General features: G+C 42.3%; 21 protein-coding genes. 13 read left to right on the forward strand and 8 right to left on the reverse strand.

All coding sequences use genetic code 11. The annotated features are described in order from the left end of the window. Positions 1–12 precede the first annotated feature (12 nt). The 11 genes from B7698_RS07290 (at position 13) to B7698_RS07340 (ending at position 13,905) form a co-directional block, all read left to right on the forward strand. Entirely contained in the window at positions 13–1,293 is a 1,281-nt protein-coding gene (locus tag B7698_RS07290; protein WP_084865136.1) for a glycoside hydrolase family 125 protein, read from the forward strand. Positions 1,294–1,391: 98 nt separating this feature from the next. Then, positions 1,392–4,037, forward strand: a complete 2,646-nt coding sequence (locus B7698_RS07295; protein WP_084865137.1) for an alpha-mannosidase — start codon at positions 1,392–1,394, stop codon at positions 4,035–4,037. Positions 4,038–4,120: 83 nt separating this feature from the next. Further along, positions 4,121–4,990 (forward strand): ROK family protein, encoded by an 870-nt coding sequence (locus tag B7698_RS07300; RefSeq protein ID WP_192855125.1) that lies wholly within the window; start codon positions 4,121–4,123, stop codon positions 4,988–4,990. After that, positions 4,984–6,864 (forward strand): beta-N-acetylhexosaminidase, encoded by a 1,881-nt coding sequence (locus B7698_RS07305; protein ID WP_084865139.1) that lies wholly within the window; start codon positions 4,984–4,986, stop codon positions 6,862–6,864. The genes B7698_RS07300 and B7698_RS07305 overlap by 7 nt, the downstream gene beginning before the upstream one ends. A gap of 207 nt (positions 6,865–7,071) precedes the next feature. After that, positions 7,072–8,001: an ABC transporter permease gene (locus B7698_RS07310; protein WP_084865140.1), complete on the forward strand. Its 930-nt coding sequence runs from the start codon at positions 7,072–7,074 to the stop codon at positions 7,999–8,001. A 13-nt stretch (positions 8,002–8,014) separates the two neighbouring features. Further along, positions 8,015–8,938 (forward strand): carbohydrate ABC transporter permease, encoded by a 924-nt coding sequence (locus B7698_RS07315; RefSeq protein WP_000818353.1) that lies wholly within the window; start codon positions 8,015–8,017, stop codon positions 8,936–8,938. 103 nt (positions 8,939–9,041) lie between these two features. Continuing rightward, positions 9,042–10,526, forward strand: a complete 1,485-nt coding sequence (locus B7698_RS07320) for an ABC transporter substrate-binding protein (protein ID WP_000800391.1) — start codon at positions 9,042–9,044, stop codon at positions 10,524–10,526. Between the two features lie 233 nt (positions 10,527–10,759). Beyond that, positions 10,760–11,449: a CPBP family intramembrane glutamic endopeptidase gene (locus B7698_RS07325; protein ID WP_004254912.1), complete on the forward strand. Its 690-nt coding sequence runs from the start codon at positions 10,760–10,762 to the stop codon at positions 11,447–11,449. A gap of 59 nt (positions 11,450–11,508) precedes the next feature. Then, entirely contained in the window at positions 11,509–11,805 is a 297-nt protein-coding gene (locus B7698_RS07330) for a bacteriocin immunity protein (RefSeq protein ID WP_192855121.1), read from the forward strand. Positions 11,806–11,936: 131 nt separating this feature from the next. Further along, positions 11,937–12,923 (forward strand): oxygen-dependent tRNA uridine(34) hydroxylase TrhO, encoded by a 987-nt coding sequence (trhO, locus tag B7698_RS07335; RefSeq protein WP_084865142.1) that lies wholly within the window; start codon positions 11,937–11,939, stop codon positions 12,921–12,923. 121 nt (positions 12,924–13,044) lie between these two features. Then, on the forward strand, positions 13,045–13,905 hold the full coding sequence (locus B7698_RS07340; RefSeq protein ID WP_084865143.1) for a DUF4299 family protein: 861 nt from the start codon (positions 13,045–13,047) through the stop codon (positions 13,903–13,905). A 70-nt stretch (positions 13,906–13,975) separates the two neighbouring features. On the opposite strand, the gene B7698_RS07345 is transcribed toward B7698_RS07340, so the two are convergent. From B7698_RS07345 to B7698_RS07365, 5 genes are all read right to left on the reverse strand, one after another. Beyond that, positions 13,976–15,040, reverse strand: coding sequence for a DUF6574 domain-containing protein (locus B7698_RS07345; protein ID WP_084865144.1), 1,065 nt, complete (start codon positions 15,038–15,040; stop codon positions 13,976–13,978). Positions 15,041–15,102: 62 nt separating this feature from the next. After that, complete coding sequence (locus tag B7698_RS07350) at positions 15,103–16,050, reverse strand: DUF4097 family beta strand repeat-containing protein (RefSeq protein WP_084865145.1); 948 nt, start codon at positions 16,048–16,050, stop codon at positions 15,103–15,105. Then, the gene (locus B7698_RS07355) at positions 16,043–16,636 is read right to left on the reverse strand and encodes a DUF1700 domain-containing protein (protein ID WP_024057314.1); all 594 of its coding nucleotides are present in this window, start codon (positions 16,634–16,636) and stop codon (positions 16,043–16,045) included. Before B7698_RS07355 ends, B7698_RS07350 begins: the two co-directional genes overlap by 8 nt. Further along, positions 16,623–16,949, reverse strand: a complete 327-nt coding sequence (locus B7698_RS07360) for a PadR family transcriptional regulator (RefSeq protein ID WP_000273858.1) — start codon at positions 16,947–16,949, stop codon at positions 16,623–16,625. The genes B7698_RS07355 and B7698_RS07360 overlap by 14 nt, the downstream gene beginning before the upstream one ends. Before the next feature lie 138 nt (positions 16,950–17,087). Then, positions 17,088–18,254 carry a CynX/NimT family MFS transporter gene (locus tag B7698_RS07365; RefSeq protein WP_084865146.1) on the reverse strand — a complete coding sequence of 389 codons (1,167 nt, stop codon included), beginning with the start codon at positions 18,252–18,254 and terminating at the stop codon, positions 17,088–17,090. A gap of 154 nt (positions 18,255–18,408) precedes the next feature. Between B7698_RS07365 and B7698_RS07370 the strand changes: the two genes are divergently transcribed. Together B7698_RS07370 and B7698_RS07375 are read left to right on the forward strand one after the other, a co-directional pair. Continuing rightward, positions 18,409–19,239 (forward strand): glycosyltransferase, encoded by an 831-nt coding sequence (locus B7698_RS07370; protein WP_084865147.1) that lies wholly within the window; start codon positions 18,409–18,411, stop codon positions 19,237–19,239. A gap of 85 nt (positions 19,240–19,324) precedes the next feature. Beyond that, positions 19,325–21,175, forward strand: a complete 1,851-nt coding sequence (locus B7698_RS07375) for a polysaccharide biosynthesis protein (protein WP_084865148.1) — start codon at positions 19,325–19,327, stop codon at positions 21,173–21,175. 271 nt (positions 21,176–21,446) lie between these two features. Here the strand turns inward: B7698_RS07375 and B7698_RS07385 are convergent, their stop codons facing one another. From B7698_RS07385 to sdaAB, 3 genes are read right to left on the reverse strand one after another with little or no spacing between them, the layout of a single operon-like run. Further along, entirely contained in the window at positions 21,447–22,079 is a 633-nt protein-coding gene (locus B7698_RS07385) for an HAD family hydrolase (RefSeq protein ID WP_084865149.1), read from the reverse strand. Positions 22,080–22,100: 21 nt separating this feature from the next. Further along, the gene (sdaAA, locus tag B7698_RS07390; RefSeq protein WP_000500041.1) at positions 22,101–22,973 is read right to left on the reverse strand and encodes an L-serine ammonia-lyase, iron-sulfur-dependent, subunit alpha; all 873 of its coding nucleotides are present in this window, start codon (positions 22,971–22,973) and stop codon (positions 22,101–22,103) included. Positions 22,974–22,981: 8 nt separating this feature from the next. Continuing rightward, on the reverse strand, positions 22,982–23,653 hold the full coding sequence (gene sdaAB, locus B7698_RS07395; protein WP_000838912.1) for an L-serine ammonia-lyase, iron-sulfur-dependent subunit beta: 672 nt from the start codon (positions 23,651–23,653) through the stop codon (positions 22,982–22,984). Positions 23,654–23,822 lie beyond the last annotated feature (169 nt).

The raw sequence follows: 23,822 nt of genomic DNA on the forward strand, positions 1-23,822 counted from the left end.
GGATATTGCACGATGATTTATTCAAAAGAAATTGTTAGAGAATGGCTAGATGAAGTGGCAGAGCGGGCTAAGGACCATCCAGAGTGGGTGGATGTTTTCGAGCGTTGCTACACAGACACCTTGGACAATACGGTTGAAATCCTAGAAGATGGTTCAACCTTTGTACTCACAGGAGATATTCCTGCTATGTGGCTTCGAGATTCGACAGCCCAACTCAGACCCTACCTGCATGTGGCTAAAAGAGATGCCCTCCTACGTCAGACCATTGCAGGTTTGGTCAAGCGTCAGATGATCTTGGTAATCAAGGATCCTTATGCCAATTCCTTTAATATTGAGGAAAACTGGAAGGGGCACCACGAGACCGACCATACAGACCTTAATGGCTGGATTTGGGAACGCAAGTACGAGGTGGACTCGCTTTGCTATCCTTTGCAGTTGGCTTATCTCCTCTGGAAAGAGACTGGCGAGACTAGTCAGTTTGATGAGACTTTTGTCGCAGCGACTAAGGAAATTCTCCATCTTTGGACGGTGGAACAAGACCACAAGAACTCTCCTTATCGTTTTGTCCGAGATACGGACCGTAAGGAAGACACCTTGGTAAATGGTGGCTTTGGCCCTGATTTTGCAGTGACAGGCATGACCTGGTCAGCTTTTCGTCCGAGTGATGACTGCTGTCAGTATAGTTACTTGATTCCGTCAAATATGTTTGCTGTAGTAGTCTTGGGTTATGTGCAAGAGATCTTCGCAGCATTAAACCTAGCTGATAGCGAGAGTGTTATCACAGACGCCAAGCGCCTCCAGTCTGAAATCCAAGAAGGAATCGAAAACTATGCTTATACCACCAACAGCAAGGGCGAAAAGATTTATGCCTTTGAAGTGGATGGTCTAGGAAATGCCAGCATCATGGATGATCCAAACGTACCAAGTTTGTTGGCTGCACCTTATCTGGGCTACTGTTCGGTCGATGATGAAGTTTATCAAGCAACTCGTCGTACCATTCTGAGCCCTGAAAATCCCTACTTCTACCAAGGAGAATACGCTAGCGGTCTCGGAAGTTCTCATACCTTCTATCGCTATATCTGGCCAATCGCTCTGTCTATCCAAGGCTTGACAACAAGAGATAAGGCAGAGAAGAAATTCTTGCTGGATCAGCTGGTTGCTTGCGATGGTGGTACAGGTGTTATGCATGAAAGCTTTCACGTAGATGACCCAACTCTCTACTCTCGTGAATGGTTCTCTTGGGCTAACATGATGTTCTGTGAGTTGGTCTTGGATTACTTGGATATCCGCTAAGGAACACGCTTTAGCGCAACTGATTCTTGGAAAGAATCACAAATTTACATTTAAAACGTTAACAATAAAAATTTAAATTTAGAATGAGGTTTTACTTCATGGAAAATGTTGTCGTACATATTATCTCACATAGTCACTGGGACCGTGAGTGGTACTTGCCTTTTGAAAGCCACCGTATGCAGTTGGTGGAATTATTTGACAATCTCTTTGATCTCTTTGAAAATGACCCTGAGTTCAAGAGCTTTCACTTGGATGGTCAAACCATTGTCCTTGATGACTACTTGGAGATTCGCCCTGAAAATCGCGACAAAGTCCAACGATACATCGACGAAGGCAAACTCAAAATTGGTCCCTTTTACATCTTGCAGGATGACTACTTGATTTCAAGTGAAGCCAATGTCCGCAATACTCTTATTGGTCAGCAAGAAGCTGCCAAATGGGGCAAATCTACTCAAATTGGTTACTTCCCAGATACCTTTGGAAATATGGGACAAGCGCCTCAAATCCTTCAAAAATCAGGGATTCACGTAGCAGCCTTTGGTCGTGGTGTGAAACCGATTGGATTTGACAACCAAGTTCTCGAAGATGAGCAGTTTACTTCCCAGTTTTCAGAAATGTACTGGCAGGGTGCGGATGGTAGTCGTGTCCTCGGTATCCTCTTTGCCAACTGGTATAGTAATGGGAATGAAATTCCAGTTGATAAAGACGAGGCCTTGACCTTCTGGAAACAAAAACTGGCAGATGTGCGTGACTATGCTTCGACCAACCAATGGTTGATGATGAACGGATGTGATCACCAGCCTGTACAGAAAAATCTGAGCGAAGCCATTCGTGTGGCAAATGAACTCTTCCCAGATGTAACCTTTGTTCATAGTGCTTTTGATGAATATGTCCAAGCCGTGGAAAGTGCCCTACCAGAGCAATTATCAACGGTTACAGGTGAGTTGACCAGTCAGGAAACAGACGGCTGGTACACACTTGCCAACACTTCTTCATCTCGTATTTATCTCAAACAAGCCTTCCAAGAAAATAGCAACCTCCTAGAGCAAGTTGTAGAACCCTTGACGATTATCACTGGGGGTCATAACCACAAGGACCAGTTAACCTATGCTTGGAAAACTCTTTTGCAAAATGCGCCGCATGATAGTATCTGTGGCTGTAGCGTGGACGAAGTTCACCGTGAGATGGAGACACGTTTTGCCAAGGTCAATCAAGTCGGAAACTTTGTTAAGAGCAATCTTCTTAACGAATGGAAGGGTAAAATCGCTACAGCTAAAGCTCAAAGTGATTATCTCTTTACTGTCATTAACACAAGCTTGCATGATAAGGTTGATACTGTCAGCACAGTGATTGATGTGGCGACTTGTGATTTCAAGGAATTGCACCCAACAGAAGGATACAAGAAGATGGCTGCTCTTATCTTGCCAAGCTACCGTGTGGCGGACTTGGATGGGCGTCCTGTAGAGGCTAAAATCGAAGACCTCGGAGCTAATTTTGAGTACGATTTACCAAAAGATAAGTTCCGCCAAGCTCGTATTGCCCGTCAAGTGCGCGTGACCATTCCAGTTCACCTAGCACCACTTTCTTGGACAACCTTTCAATTGCTGGAAGGAGAGCAAGAACACCGTGAAGGTATTTACCAAAACGGGGTGATTGATACACCATTTGTAACGGTGAGTGTGGATGACAATATCACAGTTTATGACAAGACAACTCACGAAGCCTATGAAGATTTTATCCGCTTCGAAGACCGTGGTGACATCGGAAACGAGTATATCTATTTCCAACCAAAAGGAACAGAGCCAATCTATGCAGAGCTTAAGAGCTACGAGGTCTTGGAAAACACAGCTCGCTACGCTAAGATTTTGCTCAAACATGAATTGACCGTGCCTGTCAGTGCAGATGAAAAGCTAGAAGAAGAGCAAAAAGGTATCATCGAGTTTATGAAGCGTGAAGCTGGACGTTCAGAAGAATTGACAAGCATTCCTCTTGAAACTGAGATGACTATCTTCGTTGATAATCCACAAATCCGTTGCAAGACTCGCTTTACTAACACTGCCAAAGACCACCGTATCCGTCTCTTGGTCAAGACTCATAACACGCGTCCAAGCAATGATTCTGAAAGTATCTATGAGGTGGTGACACGACCAAACAAACCAGCTGCTTCATGGGAAAATCCTGAAAATCCTCAACACCAACAAGCCTTTGTCAGTCTGTATGACGATGAAAAAGGTGTAACTGTATCCAACAAGGGATTGAATGAATACGAAATCCTTGGAGACGACACCATTGCAGTGACTATTTTGCGTGCATCAGGTGAGTTAGGTGACTGGGGTTATTTCCCAACACCAGAAGCTCAGTGCTTGCGTGAGTTTGAAGTCGAGTTTGCGCTTGAGTGCCACCAAGCCCAAGAACGCTTCTCAGCCTATCGTCGAGCTAAAGCCTTGCAGACACCGTTTACCAGCCTTCAGCTTGCTAAACAAGAAGGAAGCGTGGCAGCGACTGGTAGCCTCTTGAGCCATTCTGTTCTCAGCATACCACAAATCTGTCCAACAGCCTTTAAGGTAGCTGAAAATGAAGAAGGCCATGTCCTTCGCTACTACAATATGTGTAGTGAAAATGTGCGTGTACCGGAAAGTCAACATCTCTTCCTTGACCTACTTGAACGACCATACCCAGTTCATAGAGGCCTCATTTCACCACAAGAGATTCGTACAGAATTCATCAAAAAAGAAGAAATTTAATTTCAAAAAGTAAACATAAAGAGAAAGGAGGGGCGAAAAGGTAAGAATTAATTGCTGATTCGCCCCTTTTTATGGTAAAAACAATGACCATTGCAACGATTGATATCGGAGGGACTGGGATTAAGTTTGCCAGTCTGACTCCTGATGGGAAAATACTGAATAAGACAAGCATTCCAACGCCTGAAAACTTGGAGGACTTACTAGCTTGGCTAGATCAACGTTTGTCAGAGCAGGATTACAGTGGGATTGCTATGAGCGTTCCAGGAGCGGTCAATCAAGAGACAGGTGTGATTGATGGCTTCAGTGCGGTGCCCTATATTCACGGATTTTCTTGGTATGAGGCGCTTAGCTCTTATCAGATTCCTGTCCATCTGGAAAATGATGCCAACTGCGTTGGGCTCAGTGAATTACTGGCTCATCCAGAACTTGAAAATGCAGCCTGTGTCGTGATTGGGACAGGGATTGGCGGAGCCATGATTATCAATGGTAGACTTCATCGAGGTCGTCACGGCTTGGGTGGAGAATTTGGCTATATGACCACCCTTGCCCCTGCTGAAAAGCTCAACAACTGGTCGCAACTAGCATCAACTGGGAATATGGTACGCTACGTGATTGAAAAATCTGGTCAGACTGACTGGGACGGTCGCAAGATTTACCAAGAGGCCGAAGCAGGAAATGCCTTTTGTCAAGAAGCCATTGATCGCATGAACCGTAATCTGGCGCAAGGCTTGCTCAATATTCAGTATCTGATTGATCCAGATGTCATTAGCCTGGGAGGCTCTATCAGTCAAAATCCAGATTTTATTCAAGGTGTCAAGAAGGCTGTTGATAACTTTGTCGATACCTACGAAGAATACACGGTCGCACCTGTCATCCAAGCCTGTACCTATCATGCAGATGCTAATCTCTACGGTGCCCTTGTCAACTGGCTACAGGAGGAAAACCAATGGTAAGATTTACAGGAATTAATTCCAAACAAACTCAGGCAATCGACTTGCTGACAAAGCAAATTTCTTTACCAGATATTGAAGTGGCTGTTACTCAGTCTGACCAAGCCTCTATCTCTATCAAGGGTGAGGGTGGACACTATCAACTAACCTATCGCAAACCTCACCAACTCTATCGTGCCTTGTCCTTGTTGGTAACAGCTCTAGCAGAAGGTGATAAAGTAGGGATTGAGGAGCAGGCAGCTTATGAAGATTTGGCTTATATGGCAGACTGTTCGAGAAATGCGGTGCTGAATGTGGCTTCTGCCAAGCAGATGATTGAGGTCTTGGCTCTCATGGGCTACTCAAGCTTTGAACTCTACATGGAAGATACCTACCAGATTGAAGGGCAGCCTTATTTTGGCTATTTCCGTGGAGCCTACTCGGCTGAGGAGCTGCAGGAGATCGAAGCCTATGCCCAGCAGTTTGACATGACCTTTGTGCCATGTATCCAGACCTTGGCTCACTTGTCAGCCTTCGTCAAATGGGGTGTCAAGGAAGTTCAGGAACTCCGTGATGTAGAGGACATTCTTCTCATAGGCGAAGAAAAGGTTTATGACCTGATTGATGGCATGTTTGCTACCCTATCTAAACTGAAGACTCGCAAGGTCAATATTGGGATGGACGAAGCCCACTTGGTTGGTTTGGGACGCTACTTGATTCTGAACGGTGTTGTGGATCGTAGTCTCCTCATGTGCCAACACTTGGAGCGCGTGCTAGATATTGCTGACAAATATGGTTTCCACTGCCAGATGTGGAGCGATATGTTCTTTAAACTTATGTCAGCAGATGGTCAGTACGACCGTGATGTGGAAATTCCAGAGGAAACGCGTGTCTACCTAGACCGTCTCAAAGATCGTGTGACCTTGGTTTACTGGGACTATTATCAGGATAGCGAGGAAAAATACAACCGCAATTTCCACAATCATCATAAGATTAGCCATGATCTTGCCTTTGCAGGTGGTGCTTGGAAGTGGATTGGTTTCACACCCAATAACCATTTCAGCCGTCTCATTGCTCTTGAAGCCAATAAAGCCTGTCGTGCCAATGAGATCAAAGAAGTCATTGTGACGGGTTGGGGGGACAATGGTGGTGAGACCGCTCAGTTTTCTATCCTACCAAGCTTGCAAATCTGGGCAGAACTCTGCTACCGCAATGACCTAGACCGACTGTCTGTTCATTTCCAGACCAATACAGGTCTATCGGTTGAAGATTTTATGCAGATTGACCTTGCCAACCTTTTACCAGACCTACCAGGCAATCTCAGTGGCATCAATCCTAACCGCTATGTCTTTTATCAGGATATTCTCTGTCCGATTCTTGACCGACACATGACACCTGAACAGGACAAACCGCACTTCGCTCAGGCTGCTGAGACGCTTGCTGATATTAAAGAAAAAGCTGGCAACTATGCCTACCTCTTTGAAACTCAGGCCCAGTTGAACCAGATTTTAAGTAGCAAAGTGGATGTGGGGCGACGCATTCGTCAGGCCTATCAAGTAAACGATAAGGAAAGTCTGCAAGAAATCGCAAGACAAGAATTACCGGAACTTAGAAGCCAAATCGAACACTTCCATGCCCTCTTTAGCCACCAATGGCTGAAAGAAAACAAGGTCTTTGGCTTGGATACGGTCGATATCCGCATGGGTGGACTCTTGCAACGCATCAAACGAGCAGAAAGTCGTATCGAGGCTTATCTGGCTGGTCAGATTGACCGCATCGACGAGCTAGAAGTGGAAATCTTACCATTTACAGACTTCTACGCAGATAAGGATTTCGCAGCCACAACAGCCAACCAATGGCATACTATTGCGACAGCTTCAACGATTTACACGACCTAAAACAAGAACATTGTGTCTTATACAGAGTGTTTCGCGTGAAACATCCCTTTCTTCAAAAGTACTCCACATAAAATAATTTGTGGAGTTTTTTCTATAATTAGTAGTTTAACCTAACCTTCAAATAGGAGTATACTAATAATGTAATCGTTATCAAAAGTCTAAAAAGGAATTTTTAGATGGATATCAAAATAAAAAAGGGAGGAAATTATGAATAAGTTTTCAAAAACCTTGAGAGACAATTGGATTTTTCTCTTGATGGTTTTACCAGGGGCACTCTGGTTGATTCTATTCTTTTACATTCCAGTATTTGGGAATGTGGTTGCTTTTAAAGACTACCATATGACCAGTAATGGTTTCATAGATAGTATTGTGAATAGTAAATGGGTCGGGTTAGATAATTTCAGATTCTTGTTTAGTTCAAAAGATGCCTTTATCATCACTCGAAATACCGTTCTTTACAATCTCGGCTTTATCTTTATCGGTTTGATTGTATCAGTAGGGATTGCCATCATCCTCAGCGAGCTTCGCTCTAAGAGAATGGTTAAGATTTTCCAAACGTCTATGTTGTTCCCTTATTTCCTGTCATGGGTTATCATCAGTTTCTTTACAGATGCCTTCCTAAACATTGACAAAGGGGTCTTCAACCATTTCCTAACCTCCATTGGCATGAAGGAAGTCAACTTCTATGCTGACTTAGGCATTTGGCCTTACCTTCTCCTTTTCCTAGGTATTTGGAAAGGCTTTGGATATAGTAGTGTCATGTACTATGCGACGATCATGGGGATTGACCCAACTTACTACGAAGCAGCAACAGTGGACGGGGCTAGCAAGTGGCAACGTATTCGCAACGTAACCATTCCTCAGTTGACTCCACTTGTAACAGTTTTGACCATCCTTGCAGTCGGAAACATCTTCCGTGCAGACTTCGGTCTCTTCTACCAAATCCCCCACAATGCTGGTCAGCTTTATAATGTAACCAATGTCTTGGACGTATATGTTTATAACGGTTTGACTCAGACAGCGGATATCGGGATGGCTTCAGCAGCAGGTCTCTACCAATCAGTTGTCGGCTTGATTCTGGTTATCCTATCAAACTTACTGGCAAGACGAGTTGATCCAAACTCAGCCTTGTTCTAGAAAGGAGGAGAATATGGCAGAAAAGAAAATTAAAAAAGAAAAAATTGATAATGTCGGCATTCACTCCTTCAGTAAGAAAGCAGATATCTTCTTTAGTACCATTTCTGGTTTGGTTGCCCTTTCTTGTATCCTACCCTTTGTATTCGTTATCGTTATTTCGGTGACAGATGAAAAGAGTATCCTCCAAAATGGATATAGCTTCTTCCCATCTCAATTTGGATTAGACGGTTTTGAGTTTTTGGCACAGTTTAAGGATAAAATCCTCCAAGCCCTCTTCATCTCAGTCTTTGTAACAGTGGTGGGGACTATCACAAACGTTTTTATCACAACAACCTATGCTTACGCTATCTCACGGACAACCTTTAAGTATCGCAGATTCTTTACGATTTTTGCCCTTCTTAGTATGTTGTTTAACGCGGGTTTGGTACCGGGCTATATCGTGGTAACTCGTTTACTTCAACTTGGTGATACAGTTTGGGCCTTGATTGTTCCAATGCTTCTCTCACCATTTAACATTATCTTGATGCGTTCCTTCTTCAAGAAGACCATTCCAGAAGCTATTCTAGAATCCGCTCGTATCGATGGTGCTAGTGAGGCCCGGATCTTCTTCCAAATCTGTTTGCCATTGTCACTACCAGGTATCGCAACCATCACGCTCTTAACAGCTCTTGGTTTCTGGAATGACTGGTTCAACGCCCTTCTTTATATCAAGAGTGACAACTTGTATCCATTACAATATTTGCTCATGCAAATCCAGCAAAATATGGATTACATCGCCAAAGCAGTCGGCCTATCTGGTCAACTGGGAGTTGCTCTTCCAAAAGAAACAGGACGTATGGCCATGGTTGTGGTTGCAACACTTCCAATCGCGATTTTGTATCCATTCTTCCAACGCTACTTTGTAAAAGGTTTGACTATCGGTGGTGTGAAAGAATAGTGCTTGTTGAGAAAAATCATTTCTCATTTCCAAACTTCCCTTGCGTGAAGTTAAGATCATTACATTGTTTATAAGTTTAAAAATAAAAAAAGGAGTTTTTGTCATGAAAAACTGGAAAAAATATGCTTTTGCATCTGCTAGCGTAGTCGCTTTGGCTGCTGGTCTCGCTGCTTGTGGAAACCTTTCAGGTAACAGTAAAAAAGCTGCTGACTCAGCTTCAGGTGAAAAAACTGTTATCAAAATGTACCAAATCGGTGACAAACCAGATAACTTAGATGAATTGCTAGAAAATGCTAACAAAATCATCGGTGAAAAAGTTGGTGCTAAATTGGATATCCAATATCTTGGATGGGGTGACTATGATAAGAAAATGTCAGTTATCACATCATCTGGTGAAAACTACGATATCGCCTTTGCATCTAACTATGTTGTAAATGCTCAAAAAGGTGCCTATGCTGACTTGACTGACTTGTATAAGAAAGAAGGGGCAGAGCTTTATAAAGCACTTGACCCAGCTTATATCAAAGGTAACAGCATTAACGGTAAAATTTACGCAGTTCCAGTTGCAGCCAACGTTGCATCATCTCAAAACTTCGCCTTCAACGGAACTCTTCTTGCTAAATACGGTATCGATATTTCAGGTGTCACTTCATATGAAACACTTGAACCAGTCTTGAAACAAATCAAAGAAAAAGCTCCAGATGTAGTGCCATTTGCGGTTACTAAGAACTTCATCCCATCTGATAACTTTGACTACCCAGTTCCAAATGGACTTCCATTCGTTATCGACCTTGAAGGGGACACTACTAAGATCGTAAACCGTTACGAAGTGCCTCGCTTTAAAGAACACTTGAAGACTCTTCACAAATTCTATGAAGCTGGATACATTCCAAAAGACGTAGCAACAAGCGACACTTCATTTGACCTTCAACAAGATACTTGGTTCGTTCGTGAAGAAACAGTAGGACCAGCTGACTATGGTAACAGCTTGCTTTCACGCGTTGCGAACAAAGACATCCAAATCAAACCAATCACTAACTTCATCAAGAAAAACCAAACAACACAAGTTGCTAACTTTGTAATCTCAAACAACTCTAAGAACAAAGAAAAATCAATGGAAGTGTTGAACCTCTTGAACACTAACCCAGAACTCTTGAATGGTCTTGTTTATGGTCCAGAAGGCAAGAACTGGGAAAAAATTCCAGGTAAAGAAAACCGTGTTAAAGTCCTTGATGGCTACAAAGGAAACACTCACATGGGTGGATGGAACACTGGTAACAACTGGATCCTTTACATCAACGAAAACGTTACAGACCAACAAATCGAAGATTCTAAGAAACAATTGGCTGAAGCTAAAGAATCTCCAGCACTTGGATTCATCTTTAACACTGACAATGTGAAATCTGAAATCTCAGCTATCTCTAACACAATGCAACAATTCGATACAGCTATCAACACTGGTACTGTAGACCCAGACAAAGCTATTCCAGAATTGATGGAAAAATTGAAATCTGAAGGTGCCTACGATAAAGTATTGAACGAAATGCAAAAACAATACGATGAATTCTTGAAAAACAAAAAATCATAAGATCGATTGATTTCGTGTATTCATTCCTAATTCCTAAAAACTGAATCACTGTTTTCCTCAGGTTTGTCTGGGGAAGGCAGTGATTTTTTGGAATGAGAGCATGGATATATATGTTTTTCTTATCACTATTTAACCATTCAGGAAATCTCAAGTACTATTTAGGATTTGGAGTAAGGATTTAGGAAAATATAGCTTATATTAGAGATGTCTCGAGTTTACAAAGGAGAGTTCATATGAAGAAGTATCAACTTTTATTCAAAATAAGTGCAGTTTTCTCTTACCTATTTTTCGTATTTGGTCTTTCTCAGCTGACGCTTATTGTCCAAAATTATTGGCAATTTTCTTCCCAGATTGGCAATTTCGTCTGGATTCAAAATCTCTTGAGTTTGCTATTTAGTGGAGTTATGATTTGGATTCTGGTTAAGACAGGGCACGGCTATCTTTTTCGCATTCCGAGAAAAAAATGGCTTTGGTATTCGATTTTGACAGTACTAGTTGTAGTGCTCCAGATCTCTTTTAACGTTCAGACAGCTAAACATGTTCAGTCAACTGCTGAAGGTTGGGCTGTATTGATCGGTTATAGTGGGACCAACTTTGCTGAGCTAGGTATCTATATAACTTTGTTCTTTCTGACTCCACTTATGGAAGAGCTAATCTATAGAGGATTACTTCAACACGCCTTTTTTAAGCATTCGAGATTTGGCCTTGATTTGCTTCTTCCGTCAATTTTATTTGCTCTTCCTCATTTTTCAAGCCTGCCTAGTTTGTTAGATATCTTCGTCTTTGCAACATCTGGCATCATCTTTGCTAGTTTGACCCGCTATACCAAGAGCATTTATCCTTCCTATGCGGTGCATGTGATCAATAATATTTTCGCAACATTACCATTTTTGCTGACTTTTTTACACAGGGTGTTTGGGTAAAATACTGGCAGGAGAGTTAGGAATTATAGTTTTTCAAATATTTCAGGAGGAAAATGAGTATGACACCATTAAAATGGTTTGCTGGAGGAAGCGAAAGACGTTGTGAAGCCATGACTATCATAGATCACCTACTGGAAGGTATAAAGGATACGCCTCAACTTGCTCCTTTGAAAAATCTGTTAGTGAGTTATAAAAGACGATTAGAGGACGATGGGACCTCTACTCCATTTATTTTGAGTCAAATGAATGTTGACATCTCACGTATGTTAATTGACAATAAGCTGATTTTGTCAGAAAGTCAAGCTAGGCAGATCAAAAAATTGAGAGAATTATCTGCTATTCGCTATGGTTACTGATGAAGTGCAGGGATAAGCACCTTTCTACAATTTCCGGTCAAATAAATTGCATTCGTTTTCTCAAGCAGGTATACTAGTATAGTTAGATGAAAAATTCTGAAAATTTAAGAATAGAAAAGAGAACAAATCTTATGGCAAAAGATATTCGTGTCTTACTTTACTACCTTTACACTCCAATTGAAAATGCAGATCAATTTGCTGCAGACCACTTGGTTTTCTGTAAATCAATCGGACTTAAAGGTCGTATCCTAGTCGCTGACGAGGGCATTAACGGAACAGTTTCAGGTGATTACGAAACAACTCAAAAATACATGGACTACGTTCACAGCCTCCCAGGCATGGAAGACCTCTGGTTCAAGATTGACGAAGAAAGTGAACAAGCCTTCAAGAAGATGTTTGTTCGCTACAAGAAAGAAATTGTCCACCTTGGTTTGGAAGACAACGACTTTGACAATGACATCAACCCACTTGAAACAACAGGTGCTTACCTGTCTCCAAAAGAGTTCAAAGAAGCTCTTCTTGACGAAGATACAGTTGTCCTTGACACTCGTAACGATTACGAGTACGATCTAGGACATTTCCGTGGGGCTATCCGTCCAGATATCCGCAACTTCCGTGAGTTGCCACAATGGGTCCGTGACAACAAGGAAAAATTCATGGACAAGCGTGTCGTGGTTTACTGTACAGGTGGCGTTCGCTGTGAGAAATTCTCAGGCTGGATGGTCCGTGAAGGCTACAAAGATGTCGGCCAATTGCACGGAGGAATTGCAACTTACGGTAAAGACCCAGAAGTTCAAGGCGAGCTTTGGGATGGAAAAATGTACGTCTTTGACGAGCGTATTGCCGTAGATGTTAACCATGTCAACCCAACTATCGTAGGGAAAGACTGGTTTGATGGAACACCATGTGAACGTTATGTCAACTGTGGAAATCCATTCTGTAACCGTCGTATCTTGACATCAGAAGAAAATGAAGACAAGTACCTTCGTGGCTGCTCACACGAGTGCCGTGTTCACCCACGTAACCGCTATGTTTCAGAAAATGAATTGACACAAGCTGAAGTTGTCGAGCGCCTAGCCGCTATCGGTGAAAGCTTGGATCAAGCAGCTACTGTATAAGATTAAACAGTCCTTAGGGGCTGTTTTTCTATGCTTTTTACTCAAAAATCTAAAGTTTGTTTCTGTATCTTTCAGGGAAATAGGGTATACTATATGTAAACGATTTCAAAGGAGTCCAGTTATGACGAAAACATTTTTTATTCCAAATAAACAGAGCATTTTAGGAGCACAGGAAATTTTGACTGCCAAGTCGATCTTGGCCTTGGTGGAGGGCTTGGAGTCGCATAGTTATGATGAGGTTTATCTCCGTCAGCCTCTTAGCCGTCTTGAGTATATTGAGTGTGCGATAGTGGGGCAATCACAATTTCTTTTTAAGGTCAGTTATGTTGACGATCAAAAGGCATATCGTGTCGATCTTCCTGACCTACTAACGAAGACAGACTGGCGGATTATCAAGTCATTTTTAGATGCTCTGATTGCTTATACAGGAACTGAGATTGAAGGACTAGATGGTTTTGATTTTGAAGCTTATTTCCAAGCAAGTATTCAAGCCCATCTGGCAGATAATGCAGCCCGTTTTACGATTTGCCAAGGAATTTTCAATCCTGTTTTCTTTAGTCATGAGGACTTGAAAAGCTTTTTAGAGGCAGATGGTTTGGCGCAGTTTGAAGCACGTGTACGTGCGGTTCAAGAGACCGATGCTTACTTTGCAAGAGTTTCCTTCTATCAAGATGGAGAAGGCCAAGTGCACGGTGTTTACCATCTGGCTCAAGGAGTCAAGACTGTTTTACCGAGAGAACCATTTGTTCCTGCAGCCTATATGGAGCAATTGGTGGATAAGGAAGTCAAGTGGGAGATTGACTTGGTTCAAATCACAGGAGACGGCTCTAAACCAGAAGACTATGAAGCCATTGCCCGCTTGGACTATGCAAAATTCCTAGAGTCACTACCATCAGCATCTTACCACCAACTAGATGCTAATCAATTAGAAGTACAACCCATCTTAGACAAAGATTTTAAAGCATTAGCACAAGAAGAATAAATCAGAAGCAGGTCAATCGACTTGCTTTTTTGACATAGAAAAATCCTGCCATGGAAGACAGGATTGAATCTTAAAGAAAGGCCAAGATACGAAGATAATCCCCAATCAGTGCGACTTCGGCTACAAAGAAGAGGAGGATAATGACTCCGTTCACAAGGACAGACAAGAATAACTGATAGAAGGAGTCGGTTTCACTTGATTGACTATGTCTCGTAATGATATGGAGGCTAGCAAGCAGAATGATTCCAATGCTAATCACACACAAGAGGGCTGTAAATCGTAGGCTGTCAAAGAAGGCAAAGAAACTAGCAATGGCAGTGAGGAAGATTGGAATTGCCAAGAGTTGACTATATTGTTGGAGAACCTTTTCTAGCGTCCAGTCTTTTTCCTGGTGGATAAATCGTCTCACGACGAAACTACCCAAGAGGAATGAAAAGAAGAAGAGCGTTGTCGCTACTAGGATAGAGATAATCGAAAAGAGATTTAATGAAGCAAATTGTTCAGGGAAGTGATTATGCATAGTTGCTATATGTCCATAGTAAGCATGTTTGATATGGTAGATACTAAAGAAAAAGGAAGATGCAGAAAACAGAATGAGCAAGAGAAAGGCTGTGTAACTGTGTGTGCTACTTGTTTCAAGATTGCTCGTAGGAGATTTGATTGCTTCCACTAGCCAAGACCAAAAATCAAGCGCTTGCTCTTTCCATCTATCCGTAGATTTTGGAGCTTGGTCGGGGATATAGGGACTTTCTAAGGATTGACTGATAAGAAGGGGCTCTTTCGTGGTTGGTTTTTGCTGAGGAAGTGCTTCTTGACTCTCTTCAGCTATAGTGACTTTTTCTGTTTCTTTAGAAAGGTCTTGCTCTTCTTCAGTAGAATCTAATGCTTTCTTTTCTTCTATTTCTGTTCTCGTTTCACCGTCTTCAGGCGTTTCAATTTTCTCTTCTTGCTGACTCTCCAGTTCGACTTCAGCTTGAGAGACTTCCTCCTCTACTTGAGTATTTTTTTCAATTGGTGTATCGAGAACGGCTATCGTTTCTTCAGCCTTGTCTGCAACCTCTTGAGCTTGCTCTTCAGGTTTGTTCTTGCTTGTTGTTTTTGCAAAATCATTACTTTCAAACCATTCTTGTTTCATGGTAGAACCTCCTTTTTAGTTAGATAAATATGCTTCCATAGTAGCAGATGTAAGCGCTTTTGTCAACGATTTCTAGAAGAAGACTCGTGTTCCTCTGATTTGAGTAGATAGATATCCTGGTCTGCCCTTGCGATGAGTTGATCTTTTGCATCTGCTTTTTCTGTTTTATAAGGATTGCTTAATCGTTCATCTTTGTTTTCTTCGTTTTTAAACGAACGCCTTCCTTCTCTTAAAAAGTGAAGAATAGAGCCATGTTTTGTTGAAAGATCTAAGTTGATTCTTTGTTTTTCTTCTTCGGAAAGTAGCAGTTGTAGGTCTGTTTTCGCCATCAATTCCACCTTACCGTGTACTTGGATTTTTTCAGCGTGGAAGTGATTTTCTGTTGACTCTAGCTGACTATCTGTCAGTTCTGTGCTAAAGATATTGATGATATTTGGTGTTGTGAGTTTACTGTTTTTGATACGACTTCCTTCAATTCGGAGGAGATAGCTGTTTGTATTGAGGGTTGCATTTTCAAGACTAGCATTTATGATGGTGGTTTGTCCACGATTGGCTGACACGTTGATCCCTTTTAGACTTCTTCCTTTTGGAACTTGGAGAATAACTTCTTCAAAACGACGAGAGTAGCCACTTGCGATATGGAGAATCCCGCCAATTCCAGAAGAGAGAAATGGGGTTTCAGACAGTTTCTTATCAGTGAGGCTTAGAGTTTTGTCGTTTTGATTCGTAACAAGATCATGGTGAGCAGAGAGTGATGGATGGTAAGAAATGTGGATTTGATCATCCAAAGAGTCTGTGATGGTCAGTGCGTGTTGATGGAGAGTAATCTCTAGGTTTTCGACTTCCTTGCCAAAGGTCAACTCTTCCATCCGACTATCATAGACAGGCTCCTTGGACATGGCAAGCAGACTCTTAATCCCGTCAGATTGGATCCCTACAAAGAGCAGGATAAAGCCGATAATGGTAGTCACCACACCAAAAATGAGAAATCCTTTTGTCCATTTACGCATGCTGGTCACCTCTCTTTCCTTTTTTGAGAACAAATTGCACCAGGCGAACAATGAGTAGGCCGAAGAAGCGGGCTACATAGGAAATACCTAGTAAGACTAGCGAAGAAGCACCGATAGCCAGTAAACCAGCACCAAAAATCAAGATAAAGGCTGATTTAGCTTGGGCTAAGACAGTGAAACTTTCAACTAAAAATAGGAATCCGCCGATGATACCAAGTATGGAAACTGCAAAGAAAGCCAGAATGACAGTCAAGGCTGCCACAAGGATGGCGAACAGGGACACGAGGATGGCGATTCCCAAAGGAATACCGATAGGGGCTGCAAGCAAAGCTAACAAGGCGATATGCAAAATTTGTCGGTTATTCTTTTGAGCGGGTGCCTCATTGATTTTTTTATCGAGGAGATTGGAGAGGACTTCGTGGGCTGCTTCCTTAGGAGTTCCCAAACTAGCGATGAGTTCTTCTTCTCCTTCGACTCCAGCATCGTCAAAGAGTTCCCTGAAATAGTCCATGGCTTCAATTTGGTCAGCCTGAGGCAGTTTTTTGAGATAGAGTTCTAGCTGAGTCAGGTATTCAGTTCTTGTCATGGCGGATACTCCCTTCTATGATGCCATTAATGGTGTCTGTATAGAGTGCCCATTCATCTTTTAGGGTCACGAGCTGTTCTATACCACCATTTGTCAAGGAGTAGTATTTGCGCATGCGACCTTGGAACTCTCTAGAATAGGTTGTCAGAAAGCTATTGCCTTCCAATTTTTTGAGAATGGGATAGAGTGTAGATTCTTTGATATTAGCGATAAGCTTAATGGTCTGGCTAATCTCATAACCATAAGAATCATCCTGCTCCAGTACGGCCAAGATGAGAAATTCAATCAAGGCAGAGGATGTTGGAAAGTACATGGGAAACCTCCTTTTCTAATGTGTAAGATTTTTATATATAATTTTTCTACACATACATTGTACATCTAAATGAAAGCCCTGTCAAGAGAAATGTGTAAAATTTTTATATATAAAAAACTTCTAGCCAAAACTAGAAGTTTAAAGGATTTTATCAGCTCTGTCCACTGTAAAGAGGGCCACAGTCATCAGGATATCGACGAGTAAGAGGGCAGCTACAGCTGGCACCCAAGAGTGGAAAAGGTCAAAACTGTAACCAAAGAGGGTTGGCCCAAAGGCTGCTAGGATATAGCCTCCTGTTTGAGATAAACCAGACAATTGTGCAGTCTTTTCAGGGGCGCTTGTCTTGAGTGAAAAGTTGACCATGAGATAGGGGAAGAGGGCACTGGTTGCGGTTCCGATGAGGAGATGGATGGCAAGCCAGTAAAAGAAATTACCGATTGGGAAAAAGAGCATGGAAATACCGACCACACCAGCTAGTGAAACCAGAGTGAGCATGAGCTGACGGTTACGAGTAGATAAACTGGTTGTCAGGCTTGGGATGGTCATTGAAAAAGGAATGCTAATCAGAGAGAAGATAGAGGTCAGCAAGCCAGCTTCGTGACTGGATAGGCCTGCATGGATAGCCATGGTAGGTAGCCAGGTCATAGCGGTGTAAAAGAGTAAGGATTGAAAACCTGCAAAGACAATCACTGCCCAGACCTGTTTATTATGCATGACCTTTGTTTTGCTTTTTTGTTTGGTTTGTGGAGCCAGTCTGTGATTATAGCGGTGATTTGGGAGCCAGACCAAAAAAGTTGCTAGACAGAGCAGGGTGAGGAGGATGATAAGTCCTTTCCAAGAACTGGCTTGTGTAATGGGCACAGCTAGATAGGAAGCCAGAGCCGTCGCAACCCCCATAGACGTTACATATAAGGTGGTCAGAAAACCAATCTTCTTTGGTTGATTAGCTTGGATGAGACTAGGAAGCAGCACATTGATGACTGCGATACTTGCCCCAACCATCAAGGTTCCTAGATAGAGCAGGGGCAGATTGATTAGTCGAATGAGAGAACCGATGGTCAAGAAGAAAAGGCTGTAGGTAAAGAGATGCTCTAAGCCGATTTTTTGAGCCAGTCGGGTAGAGAAGAGTGAGAAGAGGGTAAACATGAGGAGAGGAAGGCTGGTCAAGACACCAAGCGAACTAACTTCTACTCCCAGTCCTTGCGAAATATCTCCTAAAATAATGGGTAAAACAGTAAAAGGAGTCCGCAAGGAAACACCAATTAGGATAATACCTGGAACAAAAAAGAGTGATTGCTTTTTCATATAATACCTCTTCTAGCTGATTTTAATAACAGCTTATTTTAAGGTTTTTTCCTTATAATGTCAAGTAAGGTTTTGGGCTTTCAAGATAAAAATGGGAAAGTCTTGAAAATTATGATAAAATAGTGGAAGGAAATCTATACATTGGAGAAAAACTGTGTCTGAAAAGCAAAAAATCAGCGTATTGATGTCGGTCTATATCAAGGAAAATCCGACATTCTTAAAGGATGCTATTGAGAGTGTTCAAAATCAGACCCTGAAACCGAGCGAATTGGTTCTGGTTGAGGATGGGCCTTTGACACCTGAGCTCTATCAGGTATTAGACCAGCTTGAAGCTGAGTCTGATATTCCAGTGAAACGCTATCCTCTTGAGCATAATCAAGGTTTGGGTCTGGCTCTTCGACAGGGTGTTTTGCAGTGTCAGTACGATATCATCGCTCGTATGGATACGGATGATATAGCTGTTCCAGACCGTTTTGAGAAACAGGTTCAGCTAATGGAGAAGGACAAGCTCGACCTATTAGGTGGACATATTGCAGAGTTTATTGACAATCCTGATGAGATTGTTTCTTACCGTCGTGTTCCAACTCAGCATGCAGATATTGTAGCTTATCAAAGGATGAGAAGTGCCTTTAACCACATGACTGTCATGTTCAAGAAGGACATGGTTCTCAAGGCAGGCAACTATGAGGATGGCCTTTATATGGAGGATGACCTCCTCTGGCTCAATATGATTGCTGCAGGAGCTAAGACTGGAAATCTGGATCAAATCTTGTGTAAGGTTCGTGTCGGAGCAGGGATGTTTGAGCGTCGTGGGGGACTGCGTTACCTCAAACTCTATCGTCAAGCTCGTCAGCGCATGCTGAAGAGAGGGCAAATTTCTTACATGGAGTATGCCAAGAGTGTTGCCATTCAGATGATTGTTGCCCTTTGTCCCGGATTTGTCCGACAGTTTATTTTTATGAAACTGTTACGAAAAAGCAAGTAAAAGATTGTAGCAAATCGTAAACTGGATAAAAAGTGTTATAATAACAATATAACTATTTGGCTCTTTTAAGGAGGAGTAAATTTCTATGAATAAAAAACTCACAGATTATGTGATTGATCTGGTGGAAATTTTAAATAAACAACAAAAACAGGTTTTCTGGGGAATATTTGATATTTTGAGTATGGTGGTTTCCATCATTGTATCTTATATCTTATTCTACGGCTTGATTAATCCAGCACCTGTTGACTACATTATCTATACGAGTTTGGCCTTCCTGTTCTATCAATTGATGATTGCATTTTGGGGGTTGAACGCTAGTATTAGTCGTTACAGCAAGATTACGGATTTCATGAAAATCTTTTTTGGTGTGACTGCTAGCAGCATCTTGTCATATAGTATCTGCTATGCCTTCTTGCCACTCTTCTCTATCCGTTTTATCGTGCTCTTTATCTTGTTGAGTACTTTCTTAATTTTATTGCCACGGATTACTTGGCAGTTAATCTACTCAAGACGCAAAAAAGGCAGTGGTGATGGAGAACACCGTCGGACCTTCTTGATTGGTGCTGGTGATGGCGGAGCCCTCTTTATGGATAGTTACCAACATCCAACCAGTGATTTGGAACTGGTCGGTATTTTGGATAAGGACGCTAAGAAAAAGGGCCAAAAACTTGGTGGGATTCCTGTTTTGGGTTCATATGATGAATTGCCTGAATTAGCTAAACGCCATCAAATCGAGCGTGTTATCGTTGCGATTCCGTCGCTTGATCCATCAGAATATGAACGTATCTTGCAGATGTGTAATAAACTGGGTGTCAAATGTTACAAGATGCCTAAGGTTGAAACGGTTGTTCAGGGACTTCACCACGCAGGTACTGGGTTCCAAAAAATTGATATTACGGACCTTTTGGGTCGTCAGGAAATTCGTCTTGACGAATCGCGTTTGGGGGCAGAACTGACAGGTAAGACAATTTTAGTCACAGGTGCTGGAGGTTCAATCGGTTCTGAAATCTGTCGCCAAGTTAGTCGCTTTAATCCTGAACGTATTGTCTTGCTCGGTCATGGGGAAAACTCAATCTACCTTGTTTATCATGAACTGATTCGCAAGTTCCAAGGGATTGATTATGTACCTGTTATTGCGGATATTCAAGACTATGACCGCTTGTTGCAAGTCTTTGAGCAGTACAAGCCAGCTATTGTTTATCATGCGGCGGCCCACAAGCACGTTCCTATGATGGAGCGCAATCCAAAAGAAGCCTTCAAAAACAATATCCGTGGAACCTACAATGTTGCTAAGGCTGTTGATGAAGCCAAAGTACCTAAGATGGTTATGATTTCGACAGATAAGGCAGTTAATCCACCAAATGTTATGGGAGCAACCAAGCGCGTGGCTGAGTTGATTGTCACTGGCTTTAACCAACGTAGCCAATCAACCTACTGTGCAGTTCGTTTTGGGAATGTACTTGGTAGCCGTGGTAGTGTGATTCCAGTCTTTGAACGTCAGATTGCTGAAGGTGGGCCTGTAACGGTGACAGATTTCCGCATGACCCGTTACTTTATGACTATTCCAGAAGCTAGCCGTTTGGTTATCCATGCTGGTGCCTATGCCAAGGATGGAGAAGTCTTTATCCTTGATATGGGCAAACCAGTCAAGATTTATGACTTGGCCAAGAAAATGGTCCTTCTAAGTGGCCACACCGAAAGCGAAATTCCAATTGTTGAAGTTGGAATCCGCCCAGGTGAAAAACTCTACGAAGAACTCTTGGTGTCAACCGAACTTGTTGATAACCAAGTTATGGATAAGATTTTCGTTGGCAAGGTTAATGTCATGCCTCTAGAAGCCATCGATCAAAAGATTGAAGAGTTCCGAACTCTCAGTGGAGATGAGTTGAAGCAAGCCATTATCGCCTTTGCCAATCAAACAACCCACGTTGAATAAAAAATCTTTAAAATCAGAAAAACGCATATTATCAGGTCTGAAGAACCTTGGTAATATGCGTTTTGTTATGTAGAGACTTATACTCTTCGAAAATCTCTTCAAACCACGTCAACGTCGCCTTGCCGTATAGATGTTACTGACTTCGTCAGTTCTATCTACAACCTCAAAACAGTGTTTTGAGCAGTCTGCGGCTACTTTCCTAGTTTGCTCTTTTATTTTCATTGAGTATTGCTCCATTTTCTTCTGAAATGGGGTTGTCGCCCAGTCTATGTTATTGAAAATACTCCAAAACTTCTATGGGTTTGTGGACGATATAATCAGGATGATAGTTTAGCAAGTCTGCTTGCTCTCCAAATCCCCAAGTGACGGCCAATTTCTGAATGCCTGTTTCTTGAGCTCCCATCATATCAAACTTGGTATCTCCGATGATGATGGCTTGTTCTGGTGCTAGTTGATGTGTCTGTAAGGCTTGGCGAATGACATCTGCCTTATGAGGTGCTTCAGGGCTGGAGCCATAAATGCTATCAAAGAAATGATGGATTCCCAAGTTTTTAGTCATATCTTGAGCGGTAGGGGTATTCTTTGTAGTGGTGATATAAAGAGGGTAATTGCTCGTTAACTCCTCAAGCAAGTCTACAATCTGAGGAAAGAGTTGAGCTTCATAGATGCCTTTTTCCTTATAGTAGGAACGGTATATCTGCACAGCCTCAGAAATTTGTTCTTTAGGCAGGCAGGTCGCAAAACTACTTTCGAGAGGCGGTCCCATAAAACCACGAATAGTTTTGGCATCAGGACTAGGAACCCCCAGCTCCTTAAAGGTATGGGTAAAGGCATTGTGAATCCCGATAGAACTGTCAACGAGGGTTCCATCCAGATCGAAAAAAATCGCTGTGATAGAGGTCATGATTTCTCCTATTTGATAAGCTTATTCTCCGAAAATTTCTTTTTGGAGGCGACGACCGGTTGGTGTGGCAGCGAGTCCACCTTCAGCTGTTTCACGAAAGGCAGTTGGCATGCTTGCTCCTACTTGGTACATGGCATCGATCACTTCATCCACAGGGATTTTAGATTCGATACCTGCCAAGGCCATATCTGCTGCGATGAAGGCAAAGCTAGCTCCCATGGCATTACGTTTGACACAGGGAACTTCGACCAAACCTGCAACAGGGTCACAGATGAGGCCTAGCATATTTTTAATGACAAAGGCAATGGCCTGACTGGCCTGATAAGGTGTTCCGCCTGCAGCTAGAGTCAAGGCTGCAGCACTCATAGCAGAGGCCGAACCAACCTCGGCCTGACAGCCACCTTCGGCACCTGAGATAGAGGCGTTGTTTGCGATGACTAGTCCAAAGGCACCGGCAGCAAAGAGGAAATCCAGCTGTTGCTCGTGGCTGAGGTCTAATTTTTCAATAGCAGCTGTTAGAACTGAAGGCAGACAGCCAGCACTTCCTGCGGTAGGAGTGGCACAAACCAAGCCCATTTTGGCATTGTGTTCATTGACTGCGATGGCATTTCGGGCAGCAGAGAGAATCGTGTAATCTGACAGAGTTTTTCCGTTTTTAATGTAGTGATCCAATTTGGCAGCATCTCCACCTGTCAGGCCACTACGAGATTTATTTTCATTGAGGCCAAGTTGGACAGAGGCTTTCATGACTTCCAGATTGCGTTCCATGAGAAGGAAGACTTCTTCACGTTCGCGACCGGTCAATTCAAACTCTGTTGTAATCATGAGTTCTGCGACATTTCCTTGAAAGTCCAGATCTGCTTGCTCGACCAATTCTTTGATAGAATAAAACATGCTTCCTCCTATTTAAAGAAATTGACATTGTGGAGATGAGGGATTTTTCGAATTTCTTCGATGGCCTCATCACAGTTGCGACTGTCAACTTCGATAATCATAATAGCTTTTTCACCAGCTTTTTCACGAGTGACATTCATCTGGGCGATATTGATACCATAGCGGGAAAGTGCCTCCGTAACAAGGGCAATCATACCTGGAATATCTTGATGAACGATAATGATAGTCGGTGTATTCATATTGAGAGAGACGGCAAAACCATTGAGTTCGGTGACCTGAATATTTCCTCCACCGATAGAAATACCAGTCACACTGATGGTCTTATGAGCATTTTTGACGGTAATTTTAGTGGTGTTTGGATGAGGAGCATTGCTGTCTTTCTGAATGGTCCAGACAATCTTGATGCCACGCTTATGGGCAATTTCCAGACTATTTGGGATTTCAGGATCATCTGTATCCATGCCCAAAATACCTGCAACAAGGGCTAGGTCTGTCCCGTGGCCACGATAGGTCTTGGCAAATGAGTTAAAAAGTTGGAATTCGACTTCTGTCGGAGTATCATCAAAAATGGAAGAGACAATCTTCCCAATACGAACAGCACCAGCGGTATGACTACTAGATGGGCCAATCATAACTGGTCCGATGATATCAAAGACAGATTGAAAACGAAGTGATTTCATCAGTTTCCCCTTATAAAAATTCTTATCTCTATTATATCAAAGAATGAAGGTCTTGGCTTTAATTGTGGATGAAAACCTTTTTACACTACAAATAGCATAAAAAAGCATCTTTTGTAACAAAAAATAGCTTATTTAGGGAAATAAAAAATAATTTTGTAATATTTCTACA

It is taken from the genome of Streptococcus mitis (genome assembly GCF_002096855.1).
GTDB classification, from domain to species: Bacteria; Bacillota; Bacilli; order Lactobacillales; family Streptococcaceae; genus Streptococcus; species Streptococcus mitis_Y.

Coding starts and splice junctions, on each gene's coding strand:
- sdaAB (WP_000838912.1), bottom strand. CDS start 23,653: ATGAAATCACTTCGTTTTCAATCTGTCTTTGATATCATCGGACCAGTT.
- B7698_RS07300 (WP_192855125.1), top strand. CDS start 4,121: ATGACCATTGCAACGATTGATATCGGAGGGACTGGGATTAAGTTTGCC.
- B7698_RS07345 (WP_084865144.1), bottom strand. CDS start 15,040: ATGAAACAAGAATGGTTTGAAAGTAATGATTTTGCAAAAACAACAAGC.
- B7698_RS07385 (WP_084865149.1), bottom strand. CDS start 22,079: ATGACCTCTATCACAGCGATTTTTTTCGATCTGGATGGAACCCTCGTT.
- B7698_RS07330 (WP_192855121.1), top strand. CDS start 11,509: ATGACACCATTAAAATGGTTTGCTGGAGGAAGCGAAAGACGTTGTGAA.
- sdaAA (WP_000500041.1), bottom strand. CDS start 22,973: ATGTTTTATTCTATCAAAGAATTGGTCGAGCAAGCAGATCTGGACTTT.
- B7698_RS07360 (WP_000273858.1), bottom strand. CDS start 16,949: ATGTACTTTCCAACATCCTCTGCCTTGATTGAATTTCTCATCTTGGCC.
- B7698_RS07350 (WP_084865145.1), bottom strand. CDS start 16,050: ATGCGTAAATGGACAAAAGGATTTCTCATTTTTGGTGTGGTGACTACC.
- B7698_RS07375 (WP_084865148.1), top strand. CDS start 19,325: ATGAATAAAAAACTCACAGATTATGTGATTGATCTGGTGGAAATTTTA.
- B7698_RS07295 (WP_084865137.1), top strand. CDS start 1,392: ATGGAAAATGTTGTCGTACATATTATCTCACATAGTCACTGGGACCGT.
- B7698_RS07305 (WP_084865139.1), top strand. CDS start 4,984: ATGGTAAGATTTACAGGAATTAATTCCAAACAAACTCAGGCAATCGAC.
- B7698_RS07310 (WP_084865140.1), top strand. CDS start 7,072: ATGAATAAGTTTTCAAAAACCTTGAGAGACAATTGGATTTTTCTCTTG.
- B7698_RS07315 (WP_000818353.1), top strand. CDS start 8,015: ATGGCAGAAAAGAAAATTAAAAAAGAAAAAATTGATAATGTCGGCATT.
- B7698_RS07290 (WP_084865136.1), top strand. CDS start 13: ATGATTTATTCAAAAGAAATTGTTAGAGAATGGCTAGATGAAGTGGCA.
- B7698_RS07320 (WP_000800391.1), top strand. CDS start 9,042: ATGAAAAACTGGAAAAAATATGCTTTTGCATCTGCTAGCGTAGTCGCT.
- B7698_RS07365 (WP_084865146.1), bottom strand. CDS start 18,254: ATGAAAAAGCAATCACTCTTTTTTGTTCCAGGTATTATCCTAATTGGT.
- B7698_RS07355 (WP_024057314.1), bottom strand. CDS start 16,636: ATGACAAGAACTGAATACCTGACTCAGCTAGAACTCTATCTCAAAAAA.
- B7698_RS07340 (WP_084865143.1), top strand. CDS start 13,045: ATGACGAAAACATTTTTTATTCCAAATAAACAGAGCATTTTAGGAGCA.
- B7698_RS07325 (WP_004254912.1), top strand. CDS start 10,760: ATGAAGAAGTATCAACTTTTATTCAAAATAAGTGCAGTTTTCTCTTAC.
- trhO (WP_084865142.1), top strand. CDS start 11,937: ATGGCAAAAGATATTCGTGTCTTACTTTACTACCTTTACACTCCAATT.